This is a genomic window from Micromonospora zamorensis (assembly GCF_900090275.1).
In the GTDB taxonomy this organism is placed as follows: Bacteria; Actinomycetota; Actinomycetes; order Mycobacteriales; family Micromonosporaceae; genus Micromonospora; species Micromonospora zamorensis.
This window is the reverse complement of record NZ_LT607755.1, coordinates 2,255,887-2,271,461: the sequence shown is the minus strand read 5'-3', so window position 1 is coordinate 2,271,461 and position 15,575 is coordinate 2,255,887. Positions and strand designations below refer to the sequence as shown.

Here is a 15,575-nt window from a genome sequence, read left to right as displayed (position 1 = left end):
AGCCGGCTGCGGTGCTGTCGCCGCCGGCCGTGGCGCAGGTCAGTGCAGGCCACCGTTGACGTCCAGAACCGAGGCGGTGACGTAGCTGCTCTCCGGGCCGGCCAGCCAGGCGACGGCCGCGGCGATCTCAGCCGGCGAGCCGAAGCGGCCGACCGGAATCCTGGCCCGGTAGTCGTCCCGGCGCTCGACCGGGATCCGGGCGGCCATCGGGGTGTCGACCAGGCCGGGAGCGACCGCGTTGACCCGGATGCGGTGCTCGGCGAGCGCCCGGCCGAGGCTGCGGGTCAACGCGATGCACGCACCCTTCGACGCCCCGTACGCCGCGTCCGGGCTGCCGGACTGCCCGCTGATCGAGGCCACGTTGACCACAGTGCCGGGCCGGCCGGCGTCGACCAGGCCACGGGCGAACGCCTGGGTGCAGAAGAACGCGGCGCCCAGGTTGACGTCGAGCACCTGCGCGTACGTCTTCGGGTCGTAGTCGAGGAAGTCCCGGGCGTGGTAGACGCCGGCGTTGTTCACCAGCACCGTGGGCTGGCCGTACCGCTCGTGGATCCGTGCGAAGAGCTGCTCCACCTGCTCCGGCACTGCCACGTCGGCGACCAGCGAGGCGTACGCCGCCGGGTCACCGGCCGGGTCGACGTCGACGCCGAGCACCCGGTGTCCGGACCCGGTCAGCGCGACGGTCACGGCCCGGCCGATGCCACCCGCCGCGCCGGTGACCACGGCGAGCGGGGCTGACTGGTCGGTCATGGCGACCCCACCGCCCCGGTGCCGGCTGCCGGCAGTGCCGCCGACGCGCGGCCCAGGAAGTTGTCGAACAGGCGCAGCCCGTCCTCGGTGAGCACGCTCTCCGGGTGGAACTGCACCCCCTCCACCGGCAGGGTCAGGTGTCGTACCCCCATCACGTAGCCGTCGTCGGACGAGCGCGCGGTGATCTCCAGGGCCGGCGGGGCCGGGTCCGCGACGATCAGCGAGTGGTAGCGGGTGACGGTGAGCGGGGCGGGCGCGCCGGCGAAGACACCTCGGCCGTCGTGGGCGACCACGCTCGTCTTGCCGTGCATCAGGTGCCGGGCGACGGTGACCGTTCCCCCGTACGCGAGGCCGATCGCCTGATGCCCGAGGCAGACGCCGAGCAGCGGCACCTGGCCGGCGAAGGCGTGCACCAGCTCCACGTGCCCGGACTCGGCGGGGTGCCCCGGCCCGGGGCCGAGCACCACCGCGTCCGGCCGCAGGGCGGCGAGCTGCTCGGTGGACCGCGACCGGGAACGGACCACCACGGTCCGCGCGCCGAGGGTCCGCAGGTACTGGTCGATGATGTGGGTGAAACTGTCGTACGCGTCGACGAGCAGGACCTTCACGGCAGCAGCTCCGTACCGGTCAGGGCCCAGAACGTGGCGCTCATCTTGGCCAGCGTCTCCCGCCACTCGGCCCCGGGCGTGGAGTCGGCCACGACCCCGGCGGAGGCCTGGGTGCGGTAGCGGCGACCGTCGTGCACGGCGGTGCGGATGCAGAGCGCCAGCACCGCGTACCCGCGTACGTCGACGAGGCCGATCGAGCCGGCGTAGACGCCCCGGGGTTCGTCCTCCAACCCGTCGATGATCTCCATGGAGCGCAGCTTCGGCGCGCCGGTCATGGTGCCGGCCGGGAAGGCGGCGCAGATCGCCGCCCAGACGTCGGCGTCGTCCGCGAGCTGCCCGGAGACGGTGGACACCAGGTGGTGCACGTACGCGAATGGCTCGACGTCGAACATCGCGTCCACGCTGAGCGTCCCCGGCACGCAGACCCGACCGATGTCGTTGCGGCAGAGGTCGACCAGCATGACGTGCTCGGCCCGCTCCTTCTCGCTGGCCGTCAGCTCGGCCACCAGCCGGCGGTCGGTCTCCGGGTCGGCGCTGCGGGCGGCGGTGCCCGCGATCGGGCGCATGGACAGCCGGCCCTCATCGACGCGGAGGAACAGCTCGGGGCTCGCCCCGATGATGGTCCCGCCGGCCCAGGGCGTCAGGTACATGTACGGCGACGGGTTGCGGTGCCGCAGCCGCCGGTAGACCTCCAGCGGGGTGAGAGCCGTCTCCACGTCGATCCGGTGGCCGATCTGGATCTGGTAGCTGTCCCCCACCTCGATGTGCCGCAGGCACTGCTTGACCCGGGCGGCGAACGTCTCCTCGTCGACGGTGTCCCGCACCAGGGTGGGCGGTGGGGCGACCGGCACCGCCGCGTGATCGTCGGGAAGCCCGGCGAGCAGTTCCGACAGCCGGGGAGCGCCGCTGTCGGGTGGCAGGTGCGGGCCGCTGGCGGTGAGCTGCCGCACGGTGCCGGCGCGCAGGTCCCACCAGACGGTGTGCCGGAACAGCACGAGGGTGCAGCGTGGGATGTCGTCGACCACCCGGTCGACGGAGAGCTCGTCCATGTCCCGCGCGGCCTCGTACGCCAGGGTGGTGAGGAAGCCGAAGGCGAAGCTGTCGGCGGGGGCGGTGGTCCGCACCGCGAAGGCCCGTTGCACGGCCCGGACCGCCGCCCAGACCTCGGGTGGCCCGGAAACCGACCAGACCCGCTCCGGCGCGTGGTGCCGGGCCGGCTCGCCCAGGACCGCCGTGAGGACGGCGGACAGGGCGTCGCCGAGCGGACCGTCGCAGATCACCTCAAGCCGGTCGGCGATGAACCGCAACTCGGCGAGAGTGTCCCAGCCGACTGCCGCCGCATAGCGGTCCTGAGCCGGGCCGTCTAGGCTTTCGAAGAGATACAGATCGTCGTGCGGACGACATTCGGAGAGTGCCGTGTAGAGCGACAATGGATTGATTGCCGACAGTGTGACGGATGTCACCTCTATTGGAATTGAGTTGGCCAGTGGCGTAGGCCGCATCGCCACAGAATGCGACCGAATGGGCCACGTGGCGGTCTTGGTTGACAATGAGGACACTGCGAAACCCCCTCTGAGCAGCCCGATTTCCGCGCCACCGTTGGCGCTGACCCCGCCGCGTGACACGGCAGATCGGACTTTCCCCCCGCACAAAAGGACTCGCACGACCGGCCCACGCCGGCACCAGGGACGTTAGTGAGGTCCATATTGGACAACTCGGAACGTACGCCCTGATTCGCCGGTCGCTGGACGGTTGCGCGTCCGGACAACACTTTCCTCAAGTACAGATCGCGCTGTCCATACCACTTCGACTACGCCGGAGCGGACCACTTGTTGTTGAATCTAAACCTGTCAATAGATGGTCAGTCGCGCGAAACGCTGGCAGTGCAGCTCCGTAACGCATTTCGTACGCAGATCGAGGAGGGCGTGCTGCGTCCCGGCACCCGCCTGCCGTCGAGCCGGCAGCTCGCCGCCGACCTCGGGGTGTCCCGCAGTGTGGTCGTCGAGGCGTACGAGCAGCTCTGCGCCGAGGGCTACTTCGTCTCCCAACACGGCTCGGGCACCTCGGTGGCGGCGGCGGCACGCGACGAGATCGGCTCGGCGCTCACTCCGGGCGACCGCGCACCGACGGCGGCACTCCGGGACCTGCGCACCGGCGGCCTGCACGCCTCCACCTTCCCCGGGCAGGACTGGATCCGGGCGGTCAGCGCGGTGGTCACCTCGGCCGGCCTCCGCGAGCTGGGATACGCCCCGCCGTCCGGCCTGCCGGTCGTCCGGCACACCCTCGCCGGCTACCTCGGCCGGGTGCGCGGCGTGCGTACCAGACCCGACCACCTCATGATCACGTCCGGCTTCGCCCAGGGGCTCGCGCTGCTGTGCCGGGAGCTGCGCGACCGGGGCCACGACACGGTCGGCGTGGAGGACCCGGGCCACCCGGGCGAGTGGGAGTTCATCGCCGACGCCGGCCTGCGTCCGGTGGGCCTCCCGGTGGACGCCGACGGCATCCGGGTCGACGCGCTGGCCGCGAGCGGGGTCCGCGCCGTGCTCGTCACCCCGGCCAGCCAGTTCCCGACCGGGGCCACGCTCAGCGCGCAGCGCCGGGAGCAGCTCGTCGCCTGGGCCGAGGCGGTCGACGGCTACATCGTCGAGGACGACTTCGACGCCGCCTTCGTCACCCCGGCGCAGCGGATGCCGGCGTTGCAGAGCCTCGCCCCCGACCGGGTGATCTACGCCGGCAGCGCCAGCAAGGTGCTCGCCCCGGCGCTCCGCCTCGGTTGGCTGGCCACCCCGCCCACGCTGACCGCGCCGATCGAGCGCCTGCGCGCCGGCTGGGACCTCGGCTGCTCCAGCCTGGAGCAGCTCGCCTTCGCCCGGCTCATCGACACCGGGGCCTTCGACCGGCACCTGCGGCGACTCACCGCCGACATCCAGAAACGCCGTCAGGTGGTCCACCAGTTCGTCGCCCGCGAGCTGCCCGGCACCACCCTGCGCAACGGGCACGGCGGGTTGCAGGCGTACCTGGAACTGCCCACCTGGTGCGCCGAGGAGGCGCTGGTGCAGGCCGCCCGACGCCGCTCGGTCCTGGTCCGCGGCGGTCGCTTCTACGCCCTGCGCGCCGACGACCGACCGCCGGCACTGGTCGTCGGCTACGCCGGGTTGCGCGGCACCGAGCTGGGCCGCGGCCTGGCCGGGATCGCCGGGGCGTACCGGGAGACGATGGGCCGCACCGGGTCCAGAGCCCCCCGGGTGACTCCGACGGCCGAACCGAGTGGCACCGGGGTCCGCGGTGGACGGTGAGCGCGACCGGTGACCCCTGTCGTCCCGGCGCCGCCACCCTGGGCGGGCTCGCGTCCCAGGCCAAGCTAGGGGTGTCGTCTGCTCCCACGGGCGCGTTACGGTCCGGCCGTGCCCGTACCGCGATGCGCGCGCGGGTCACTTAAGAATCGTCGTCTGTCGAAGCGTCAGGCGTCGGGGGAGGGGTCGACCGGTGTTCAGGCGTATCGCGATCATCAATCGGGGAGAAGCCGCGATGCGGCTGATCCATGCCGTACGGGACCTGTCGGCGGAGTCGGGTGACCACGTCGAGACGGTCGCACTGTTCACCGACGAGGACCGCACCGCGACGTTCGTCCGGGCGGCCGACCTGACGTATCCACTGGGTGCCGCGGCCACCCGCCCGTACCTCAACCACGAGCTGCTGGAACGCGCCCTGGTCGAGACCGGCGCCGACGCGGCCTGGGTCGGCTGGGGATTCGTCGCGGAGGACCCGGCGTTCGCCGAGCTGTGCGAGCGGATCGGGGTCACGTTCGTGGGGCCGAGCGCGGAGGCGATGCGCAAGCTCGGCGACAAGATCGGCTCGAAGCTGATCGCCGAGGAGGTCGGCGTCCCGGTCGCCCCGTGGAGCCGGGGCGAGGTGGCAACCCTCCAGGACGCTCTTCGCGCGGGCGACCAGATCGGCTACCCGTTGATGCTCAAGGCGACCGCCGGCGGTGGTGGGCGTGGCATCCGGCGGGTCGACTCGCCGGTGGACCTCACCGACGCCTACGAGCGCACCAGCCAGGAGGCGTTGCGGGCCTTCGGCTCCGGCGTCGTCTTCCTGGAACGCCTGGTGACCGGCGCCCGGCACGTCGAGGTGCAGATGATCGCCGACGGGCAGGGTGGCGCCTGGGCGCTCGGGGTGCGGGACTGCTCGGTGCAGCGCCGCAACCAGAAGATCATCGAGGAGTCCGCGTCGCCGGTGCTGGCGGCGGAACAGGTCGCCGAGGTGAAGGCCGCCGCAGTGCGGCTCGCACTGGCGGTTGGTTACCGGGGCGCCGGCACTGTCGAGTTCCTGTACCACCCGGCCCAGAAGCTGTTCGCCTTCCTGGAGGTCAACACGCGGCTCCAGGTCGAGCACCCGATCACCGAGATCACCACCGGCACCGACCTGGTCAAACTCCAACTGCACGTGGCCGGCGGTGGCCGGCTCGACGGTCCGGCACCGGTGGAGGCGGGTCACGCGGTCGAGGCCCGACTCAACGCCGAGGACCCGGACCGCGACTTCGCACCCTCCCCCGGCCGGATCGTCCGGCTCGCGCTGCCGGCCGGCCCGGGCATCCGGGTCGACACCGGTGTCAGTGAGGGCGACAGCATCCCGGCGGCCTTCGACTCGATGATCGCCAAGATCATCGCGTACGGCCGGGACCGCGACGAGGCGCTCGGCCGCCTGCGTCGCGCCATGGCCGAGACCACCGTCATCATCGAGGGTGGCGCCACCAACAAGAGCTTCGTGCTGGACCTGCTCGACCAGTCCGAGGTGATCGACGGCTCCGCCGACACCGGCTGGATCGACCGCGTCCGCTCCGAGGGCCGCCTCGTCACCCACCGCCACTCCGCGATCGCCCTCGCCGCGGCCGCCATCGAGGCCTACCAGGACGAGGAGGAGGTCAGCCGGCAGCGCCTGTTCACCACCGCGCACGGCGGCCGCCCGCAGGTGCGCCACGAGACCGGCCGGCCGCTCGACCTGAAACTGCGCGGCGTCGCCTACCGGGTGGCGGTGTCCCGCGTGAGCCGCAGGTGTTTCCGCATCGGCCTGTCGGCCGGCGGGGACGTCCACCGCGTCGACGTGCAGATGGAACGGTTCGACGAGCACCGCGGGCAGATGCTGGTCAACGGCAACCGCTTCCGGTTGGTGACCGCGACCCACGGGCCGATCCACACGATCGAGGTCGACGGCGTCACCCACCGGGTCAGCAGGGACGAGGGCGGCGTGGTCCGCTCCCCCGCGCCGGCCCTCGTCGTCGCGACTCCCCTGACCGTCGGTGACGAGGTCGAGGCCGGCGCGCCGATCCTGGTGCTGGAGAGCATGAAGATGGAGAACGTGCTCCGGGCCCCGTTCAAGGCCCGCGTGCGCGAGTGCCCCGTCGCGGTCGGCAGCCAGGTCGAGACGGGCACCCCCCTGATGCGCCTCGAACCACTGGCCGACACCACCACCGAGGAGACGACCACTTCGGCCGAGGTCGTCGAGATCGACCTGCCGGCGGCACCGGGCGGGCCGTCGGCGGAGGAGGTCCTGGACGATCTGCGCGCGCTGCTGCTCGGCTACGACGTCGCCCCGGGCGAGATCGGGCGCTGCCCAGCCGTGCGTACCGGGGCACCGGCCGGCCACCTCGACCTTCTGACGATCTTCGCGAACCTGGCGGAGCTGGCCCGCAACAAGCCGCGTCGGACCGCCGACGCCCAGCCGGGCAGCGCCGTGCACACCCCGCGCGAGTTCTTCCACAGCTACCTGCAGAGCCTCGACGCCGAACGGGCCGGCGTCTCCCCCGGGTTCGTGGCACGCCTGGAACGGGTCCTCGCCCATTACGGCGTGACCGGGCTGGACCGCACACCGGAACTGGAGGACGCCGTCTTCCGGATCTTCCTGGCCCAGCAACGGATGGCCGCCGCGACGCCGGTCGTCTCCGAGGTGCTGCGCCAACTGCTCGCCGGGCCCGCACCCGTCGGCGACCTGCGTGAACCCGCCGGTGTCGTCCTCGAGCGCCTGATCGAGGCGACCCAGGTCCGCTTCCCGGTGATCGCCGACCTGGCGCGTGGTCTGGTCTTCCGCTGGTACGCCCAGCCCCTGCTGCGCCGCACCCGCGCCGAGGTCTATGCCGAGGTCCGCGCCGACCTGCGCCACCTCGATGAGCACCCGGACGCCCCGGACCGGGCCGACCGCATCCAACGCATGGTCTCCTGTCGACAACCCCTCGTGCGGATCATCGGTCAGCGCATCCGACGCCCCGGCCACACCGAGCACGGCCCGCTGCTGGAGGTGCTCACCCGCCGCTACTACGGCAACCGGGGCCTGACCGCGGTGACCGCGCGGGGCGGGTTCCTCACCGCCGAGCACGGCACGACCCACATCGTGGCGGGCGCCACCGACATCGCCCGTCTTCCCGGCACCCTCACCGCGCTCGCCGAGCTGGCCGCCGACGCCCCGGCCCCACTGGTCGCCGACCTGTACGTCGCGGTGCAGGACCAACCCGACGACGACGCCGTCGCGGTACGCCTCGGTGAGCTGTTCGCGGCACACCCGCTGCCGTCGATCGTCCAGCGGGTCACCGCGACCGTCGCCAGCTCCAACGGCGCGGTCATGCACCACTACTTCACCTTCCGGCCCGGCGAGGCCGGCTTCACCGAGGACCGGCTGATCCGTGGGCTGCACCCGCAGATCGCCCAGCGCCTGCAACTGGAGCGGCTGCGCGAGTTCGACCTGACCCGGCTGCCCTCGGCCGACGAGGAGATCTACCTCTTCAAGGCCGTGGCGCGCAGCAACCCCGCCGACGAACGCCTCATCGCCATGGGCCAGGTCCGCGACCTGACCCCGCTGCGGGAGACCGACGGACGCCTGGTCGCGCTGCCCGCCCTGGAGGAGGCCACCACCCTGGCCCTGGACGCGATCCGCGACATCCAGGCGCGGCGGCCGCAGGACAAGCGGTTCGACACCAACAGGATCCTGATGTACGTCTGGCCGCCCACCAACCTGTCGCTCGACGAGCTGAACGCGCTGGTCCAGCGCATCCTGCCCACCTCGACCGGGGCCGGGCTGGAAGAGGTGCAGTTCATCGCCCGGCAGCCGCACTCGGCCGGGGACGTGGCGGTGACGATCACCCTGGACCCGGGCAACGGCGCCCACCTCAACGTGGGCGCGCCGTCCACCGAGCCGGTGCGGCCGCTCGACGACTACCGGCAGAAGGTGCTGCGTGCCGCACGTCGGGGCACCACCTACCCGTACGAGCTGACCGGGCTGCTGGGCCGCTTCACCGAGTACGACCTCGACCCGTCCGGGACGCTCGTACCCGTCGAACGGCCGAAGGGGAAGAACTCGGCGGCCATCGTGGCCGGCGTGGTGACGACCCCGACCGAGCGCTACCCGGAGGGCGTCACCCGCGTCGTGCTGCTCGGCGACCCGACCAAGGCGCTAGGCGCCCTGTCCGAGCCGGAGTGCGCCCGCGTCATCGCCGCCCTCGACCTGGCCGAGACCATGCGGGTGCCCCTGGAGTGGTTCGCCCTGTCGGCGGGCGCCCGCATCTCGATGAGTTCCGGAACCGAGAACATGGACTGGGTCGCCGCGGCGCTCAAGCGCGTCGTGACGTTCACCCAGGCCGGCGGTGAGATCAACATCGTGGTGGCCGGCATCAACGTCGGCGCGCAGCCATACTGGAACGCCGAGGCGACCATGCTCATGCACACCAAGGGCATCCTGGTGATGACCCCGGACTCGGCGATGGTGCTCACCGGCAAGCACTCGCTGGACTTCTCCGGTGGCGTGTCGGCCGAGGACAACTTCGGCATCGGCGGCTACGACCGGGTCATGGGTCCGAACGGGCAGGCACAGTACTGGGCACCCAGCCTGCCGGCGGCACGGGACGTGCTCATGGCCCACTACGACCACACCTACGTCGTACCCGGGGAGACCGGGCCTCGGCGGGCCGACACCGACGACCCGGTCGACCGGGACGTCTCCGACTACCCGCACCTCGTCGACGGCAGCGACTTCACCACCGTCGGGCAGATCTTCTCGGCGAGCCACAACCCGGACCGCAAGAAGGCCTTCGACATCCGTACCGTCATGCGCGCCCTGTCCGACCAGGATCACCCCGTCCTCGAACGCTGGGCCGGGATGGCCGACGCCGACACGTCGGTGGTCCAGGACGCCCACGTCGGTGGCTATCCCGTCTGCCTGATCGGCATCGAGTCGCGCCCGGTCCCCCGGCGCGGGTTCCCGCCCACCGACGGGCCGGACACCTACACGGCGGGCACCCTGTTCCCCCGCTCGTCGAAGAAGACGGCACGGGCGATCAACGCGGCCTCCGGCAACCGTCCGCTCGTCGTGCTGGCGAACCTGTCCGGCTTCGACGGCTCCCCGGAGTCGATGCGCAACCTCCAGTTGGAGTACGGCGCCGAGATCGGCCGGGCGATCGTCAACTTCGAGGGCCCGATCGTCTTCACGGTGATCTCCCGCTACCACGGCGGCGCGTTCGTGGTCTTCTCCAAGGCCCTCAACCCGAACATGTCCGTGCTCGCTTTGGAGGGCTCGTTCGCCTCGGTGCTCGGCGGCGCCCCGGCCGCGGCCGTCGTCTTCTCCGGTGAGGTCACCAACCGCACCGCGAAGGACCCCCGCGTCGCCGAGCTGCACGCGCAGGTCGCGGGCGCGACCGGCGCGGAACGGGCGGCCCTCAACGTCCTGCTCGCCGAGGTGCGCTCGTCGGTCCGCGCGGAGAAGCTGGGCGAGGTGGCCGCGGAGTTCGACCGGGTGCACAGCATCCAGCGAGCCGTCCAGGTCGGCTCGGTCGACGCCATCGTCAGCACGGCCGAGCTGCGGCCCCGCATCATCGAGGCGATCGAGCACGGCCTGAAGAGGTGACGCCCTCCCCGCCCTGGCATCGGGGTGCTAGGGGTCTGTGTCGGCGCCGGAGACGCCCCCATGCTGAATTCGGAGCGACGAGGCTCCGTGGCAGAGAGGACCGATCCGATGCCTCAGTACCTGACACTCGACCCGCCGGCCCTGGCACCGTCCGAGCCCGTGCTGGTGTTCCTCCAGGGTGGACCTGCCGACATCCCCCGCACTGTGGTGGCCAGCGTCGAGCAGCTGGTCTACGGAAAAATCAAAGTGCCCTACCTGGCCGGTTACGAGCACTTCGAGCGCCGCTTCGGCGACGGCTCCCCGCTGTTGTTCACCTGGACCGCGCGGACCAAGATCGCGGAATGACGCGGGACGGATCGCGGGTCGCACCCTTGGCGTCGGCGCCGGGGCGGCGGCCCGCGATCGGACGCCCACTGACTGCCCGGGCCCCTAGCCGGGACGGGCACTCCCTTAGCTGCGCGAGCGCGGCCCGTGAAAGCCGCAGCGTTCGTTCCCTACGGCTACCAGCGTCGATACTGTTGAAGCGTGACCAATGCCAGCCGTGCCCGTGCACTGCCGCCCGAGGGCGTCAGGTCGGCCACCGCTGACTCCGGAACCGTTTCTCCGGCGCGGAGGAAGCCATGATCGAGTCCATCCTTCCCGGCGCCGTGACGGCCGTCGACACCTTCGTGGACCCGCCCGGCGCCGACCTCTTCCCCGAGGAGGAGGCCGTCGTCCGCAAGGCCGTGGACAAGCGCCGCCGCGAGTTCACCACCGCCCGCTGGTGCGCACGCCAGGCGATGCGGCAGATCGGGATCGCTCCCGCGCCGGTCCTGCCCGGCACCCGCGGCGAGCCCCAGTGGCCCTTCGGGATGGTCGGCAGCATCACCCACTGCGCCGGCTACCGCGCCGCAGTCCTCGCCGAGCAGGAGAAGGTCACCACTGTCGGCATCGACGCCGAACCCAACGAGGCCCTCGCCAACGGCGTGCTCGAAGCCGTCTCCCTGGCCGAGGAACGGGACCGCATCGCCGTCCTGCTGCGCGACCATCCCGGCGTCGCCTGGGACCGGATGCTGTTCAGCGCGAAGGAATCGGTCTACAAGGCCTGGTTCCCGCTGACCGCACGGTGGCTCGACTTCGAGGACGCGAACATCGTCATCGACCCGCTGAACGGCACCTTCAACGCCACGCTGCTGGTCACCGGGCCGTGGGTGCACGGGCGGCGGCTCAGCGGGTTCAGCGGCCGGTGGCTCGTCGAGCAGGGCCTCGTCGTCACCGCCATCACCGTCCTCGCGCCGGTGGTCCCGAAGACCCGGCCCGCCGGCCGCCTCGCCGCGCACCGCTGAGCCCGCACTTCCCCGCGCACAGCACGGTGGCCGCCCCCCGAATGGGAGGCGGCCACCGTGCCGTCCGGGGTCAGCCCGCGACCGTACTCATCGCTGGAGCCGTTCCAACAGGTCCACCGCGGCCTCGGCGAGGACAGTGCCGGGCGGGAAGACCGCCGAGGCGCCAGCCCGGCGCAGCGCGGCGATGTCACCGGGCGGCACCACCCCACCGACCACGATCATGATGTCCGCGCGGCCCAGGGCGGTCAGCGCCGCGCGCAGCGCGGGCACCAGGGTGAGGTGGCCAGCGGCGAGCGAGTTGACGCCGACGATGTGCACGTCCGCGTCGGCCGCCTGTCGGGCGACCTCGTCCGGGGTCTGGAACAGCGGACCCACCTCGACGTCGAACCCCAGGTCGGCGAAGGCCGTGGCGACCACCTTCTGACCACGGTCGTGACCGTCCTGGCCCATCTTGGCGACCAGGATCCGGGGACGGACCCCGCGCCGGTCGGCGAACGCGTCGGCGGCGTCGCGGGCCCGGGCGACGCCGGGATCGGTGCCCGCCTCGTCGCGGTACACGCCCTCGGTCGTACGGATGTGGGCGACGTGCCGGCCGAACGCCGTCTCCAGGGCCGTGGAGATCTCCCCGACGGTGGCGTGCGCCCGGGCGGCGGTGACGGCCAGGTCGAGCAGGTTGGCCGCCGGGTCGGCGGCGCCCCGGGTGAGGGCGGCCAGGGCGGCGTCGCAGGCCGGCTGATCGCGTTCGGCCCGCAGCCGGCGCAGCTTGGCGACCTGCTCGGCACGCACCGCCGTGTTGTCCACCTTGCGCACCTCGATCGGGTCCTCCACGACCGGTCGGTGCCGGTTCACACCGATCACCGGCTGCCGACCGGAGTCGATCCGCGCCTGCGTACGCGCGGCGGCCTCCTCGATCCGCAGCTTGGGCAGCCCCTGCTCGATGGCCCGGGCCATGCCGCCGGCCTGCTCGACCTCCCGGATGTGACCCCACGCCCGCTGGGCCAGGTCGTGGGTGAGCCGCTCCAGGTAGGCGCTGCCGCCCCACGGGTCGATCACCTGGGTGGTGCCCGACTCCTGCTGGAGCAACAGTTGGGTGTTGCGGGCGATCCGGGCAGAGAAGTCGGTCGGCAGCGCCAACGCCTCGTCCAGCGCGTTCGTGTGCAGCGACTGCGTGTGGCCCTGGGTCGCCGCCATCGCCTCGACGCAGGTGCGAACCACGTTGTTGTACGGGTCCTGCGCGGTCAACGACCAGCCGGACGTCTGGCAGTGGGTACGCAGCGACAGCGACTTCGGGTCGGTCGCGCCGGCGTCGCGCAGCAACCGTGCCCACAGCAGGCGGCCGGCCCGCAGCTTCGCCACCTCCATGAAGAAGTGCATGCCGACCGCCCAGAAGAACGACAGCCGGGGGGCGAACGCGTCGACGTCGAGCCCGGCGGTCTTGCCGGCGCGCACGTACTCGGCGCCGTCGGCGAGCGTGTACGCCAACTCCAGGTCGGCGGTCGCCCCCGCCTCGTGCATGTGGTAGCCGGAGATCGAGATCGAGTTGAACCGCGGCATCCGCTGCGAGATGTAGGCGAAGATGTCCGCCACGATCCGCATCGACGGCTCCGGCGGATAGATGTACGTGTTGCGGACCATGAACTCCTTGAGGATGTCGTTCTGGATGGTCCCCGCCAGCTGCTCGGGCGTGACCCCCTGCTCCTCGGCGGCGACGATGTAGAGGGCGAGGATCGGCAGCACCGCACCGTTCATGGTCATCGACACGCTGATCCGGTCCAGCGGGATGCCGGCGAACAGCTCCCGCATGTCGAGGATCGAGTCGATCGCCACGCCGGCCATGCCCACGTCACCGGCCACCCGGGGGTGGTCGGAGTCGTAACCACGGTGGGTGGCCAGGTCGAACGCGACAGACAGTCCCTTCTGCCCGCCGACCAGGTTGCGCCGGTAGAAGGCGTTGGACTCCTGCGCGGTGGAGAAGCCCGCGTACTGGCGGACCGTCCACGGGCGGGTGGCGTACATGGTCGGGTAGGGACCACGCACGAACGGCGCGATGCCCGGCAGCGAGTCGAGGAAGTCCACACCGGCCAGGTCGTCGGCGGTGTAGAACCGCTTGACGCCGATCCCCTCCGGGGTCTGCCACACATCTGTCGACTCCGGAGCGGGGCCGCTCGGTGCGGGTGGGGTGCCGAGCTCGACGTCGGCGTACGAGGGGATCATCGCGGGACTCCGAGGTCGTCGAGGGTGGTCTCCAGCACGCGGACGGCGTCGCACCCGGCGTACAGGTGGTCGTCGACGCCCGCCTGGCCGCCCGGCCGCCCGGCCAGCCAGATCTTCGCGGCGCCGGCCTGCCGGAGCGCGGCCGTCACCGACGCGGCCTGCTCGGCGTAGAGACGGTCGGACGAGCAGACGCACGCCACGGCACCGGGCGGGACCGGCTCGTCGGCAGCGGTCGTCACGGTGCGGATGCCGCCGGCCGCGAACAGATTCGCGGCGAAGGCGACCCGGGCGCCGTGGTCGGACGCCCGGCCGATCGTGACCAGGTGCACCACCGGCGCCGTGGTCGCGCCGTCGGCCCGTCGGCGCAGCTCCTCGAACCGTTCCGCGTAACGGTGGCGGGGCAGACCGCCCACCGGAGCCGGTGGCACGGCGTGGCGGGCCGGGACCTGCTCGTCGAGATCGGGGAACTCGCTGACCCCGGTGATCGCGTCCTGGCGGCGGGCCACACGCGTCGCCCGACGCTCCCAGGTCGCGGCCAGCCGGTCCGCGACCAGACCGCTGCGCAGCGCCGTCCCGATGCCGCCCGCCCTCTCGATCGTGGTGAACCACTCCCACGCCGCCCGGGCCAGCTCGTCGGTGCGCGACTCGACGTACCAGGACCCGCCGGCCGGATCGGTGACCCGGTGCAGGTGCGCCTCGTCCAGCAGGATGAGCTGGGTGTTGCGGGCGATCCGCTGGGCCGACTCGTCGGGCCGGCCCAGGGCCACGTCGAACGGCTGCACGGTGATCGCCCCGGCGCCGCCGACGCCCGCGCCGAAACAGGCGAGCGTGGTGCGCAGCAGGTTGCTCCACGGGTCCCGGGCGGTCATCATCGCGCCCGACGTCACGGCGTGCTGCCGCTGCGCCGACTGTCGGTTCGCGCCGGCGACCTCGGTGACCCGGTGCCAGAGCCGGCGGGCCGCCCGGAGCTTGGCGATCGTGGCGAACTGGTCGGCGGTCGCGGCGTAGCGGAACTCGAGTTGGTCGAGCGACCTGGTGAGCGGGATCCCCCGGTCGCTCATCGCCCGCAGGTAGGCGACACCGGTGGCCAGCGCGCAGCCCAGTTCCTCGGCGTCGCTGCCGCCCGCGTCGTGATACGTGGTCACGTCCACGGTCAGCGCCCGCAGCTCGGGGTGTGCCGTCACCGACTGGGCCGCCAGGTCCGCGGCGACGCCGAGTTCCGGTTCGATGCCGGTTGCCGCGAACGCGCCGTACGGGTCGGCGCCGAGGTTCCCCCGCAACACGCGGGGCTCGATGGTCTGCCGAGCGGCCACGTCCAGCAGGGCGGCGGTGGCCTTGTCGGTCTCGGTGCCGGCGTCGAGCACGATGCCGGTGCGGTCCAGCGGGATACCGGTGAGCAACTCGCCCAACTGCTCGGGGGCGGCAGCCCGTAGCCACAGCGAGGTCGCCCCGCCGTGCAGGTCGGCCCGGGCCGCCGCGGCGGTGCGTACCGGGTCCGGGTCGGTGTGCACGGTACGCACGTCCCACCGGCCGCCGAGGCCGCCGCCCCGGGTGAACGGCGCCTGCCCGGGAAGCCCATCGGGCACTGTGGTGTCCCGCGAGGTGTAGAGCGGTGCCAGCGGGAACCCGTCGTACGTGGTGGTGGCCAGCAGGTCGGCGGCGTCGCCCGCGGCGGTGTTCTCGTCCGCTCTTCCGGACCTGCGCAGCACGCTGAGGGTGAGCCGCTGCCAGTCCTCGATGGCGGGCACCGGGAAGTCGCGTGTCATGAGTGTGTTCCTCCTTGTCCCGG

Annotated in this window: 9 protein-coding genes; 4 read left to right on the top strand and 5 right to left on the bottom strand. The window is 72.2% G+C overall.

All coding sequences use genetic code 11. The features are described 5' to 3' along the window. Window positions 1-39 precede the first annotated feature (39 nt). Genes GA0070619_RS09590 through GA0070619_RS09580 form a run of 3 tightly spaced genes read right to left on the bottom strand, consistent with a single transcriptional unit; the run spans window position 40 to window position 2,821 of the window. Complete coding sequence (locus GA0070619_RS09590; RefSeq protein WP_088947732.1) at window positions 40-750, bottom strand: SDR family NAD(P)-dependent oxidoreductase; 711 nt, start codon at window positions 748-750, stop codon at window positions 40-42. Next, entirely contained in the window at window positions 747-1,358 is a 612-nt protein-coding gene (locus GA0070619_RS09585) for an anthranilate synthase component II (protein ID WP_088947731.1), read from the bottom strand. Before GA0070619_RS09585 ends, GA0070619_RS09590 begins: the two co-directional genes overlap by 4 nt. Beyond that, the gene (locus tag GA0070619_RS09580; RefSeq protein WP_231927354.1) at window positions 1,355-2,821 is read right to left on the bottom strand and encodes an anthranilate synthase component I family protein; all 1,467 of its coding nucleotides are present in this window, start codon (window positions 2,819-2,821) and stop codon (window positions 1,355-1,357) included. Before GA0070619_RS09580 ends, GA0070619_RS09585 begins: the two co-directional genes overlap by 4 nt. 366 nt (window positions 2,822-3,187) lie before the next feature. Here GA0070619_RS09580 and pdxR point away from each other — a divergent pair, with 366 nt between their 5' ends. The 4 genes from pdxR (at window position 3,188) to GA0070619_RS09560 (ending at window position 11,572) form a co-directional block, all read left to right on the top strand. Continuing rightward, on the top strand, window positions 3,188-4,654 hold the full coding sequence (gene pdxR / locus GA0070619_RS09575) for a MocR-like pyridoxine biosynthesis transcription factor PdxR (RefSeq protein WP_088947729.1): 1,467 nt from the start codon (window positions 3,188-3,190) through the stop codon (window positions 4,652-4,654). 190 nt (window positions 4,655-4,844) lie between these two features. Next, window positions 4,845-10,247: an ATP-binding protein gene (locus GA0070619_RS09570; protein ID WP_088947728.1), complete on the top strand. Its 5,403-nt coding sequence runs from the start codon at window positions 4,845-4,847 to the stop codon at window positions 10,245-10,247. Window positions 10,248-10,355: 108 nt separating this feature from the next. Next, entirely contained in the window at window positions 10,356-10,592 is a 237-nt protein-coding gene (locus GA0070619_RS09565) for a DUF5988 family protein (RefSeq protein ID WP_088947727.1), read from the top strand. A 275-nt stretch (window positions 10,593-10,867) separates the two neighbouring features. Further along, the gene (locus GA0070619_RS09560) at window positions 10,868-11,572 is read left to right on the top strand and encodes a 4'-phosphopantetheinyl transferase family protein (RefSeq protein ID WP_088947726.1); all 705 of its coding nucleotides are present in this window, start codon (window positions 10,868-10,870) and stop codon (window positions 11,570-11,572) included. A gap of 87 nt (window positions 11,573-11,659) precedes the next feature. On the opposite strand, the gene scpA is transcribed toward GA0070619_RS09560, so the two are convergent. Both scpA and GA0070619_RS09550 read right to left on the bottom strand, forming a co-directional pair. After that, complete coding sequence (gene scpA, locus GA0070619_RS09555; RefSeq protein WP_425887011.1) at window positions 11,660-13,711, bottom strand: methylmalonyl-CoA mutase; 2,052 nt, start codon at window positions 13,709-13,711, stop codon at window positions 11,660-11,662. Between the two features lie 71 nt (window positions 13,712-13,782). Then, complete coding sequence (locus tag GA0070619_RS09550; protein ID WP_088947724.1) at window positions 13,783-15,552, bottom strand: methylmalonyl-CoA mutase subunit beta; 1,770 nt, start codon at window positions 15,550-15,552, stop codon at window positions 13,783-13,785. Between the last annotated feature and the right edge of the window lie 23 nt (window positions 15,553-15,575).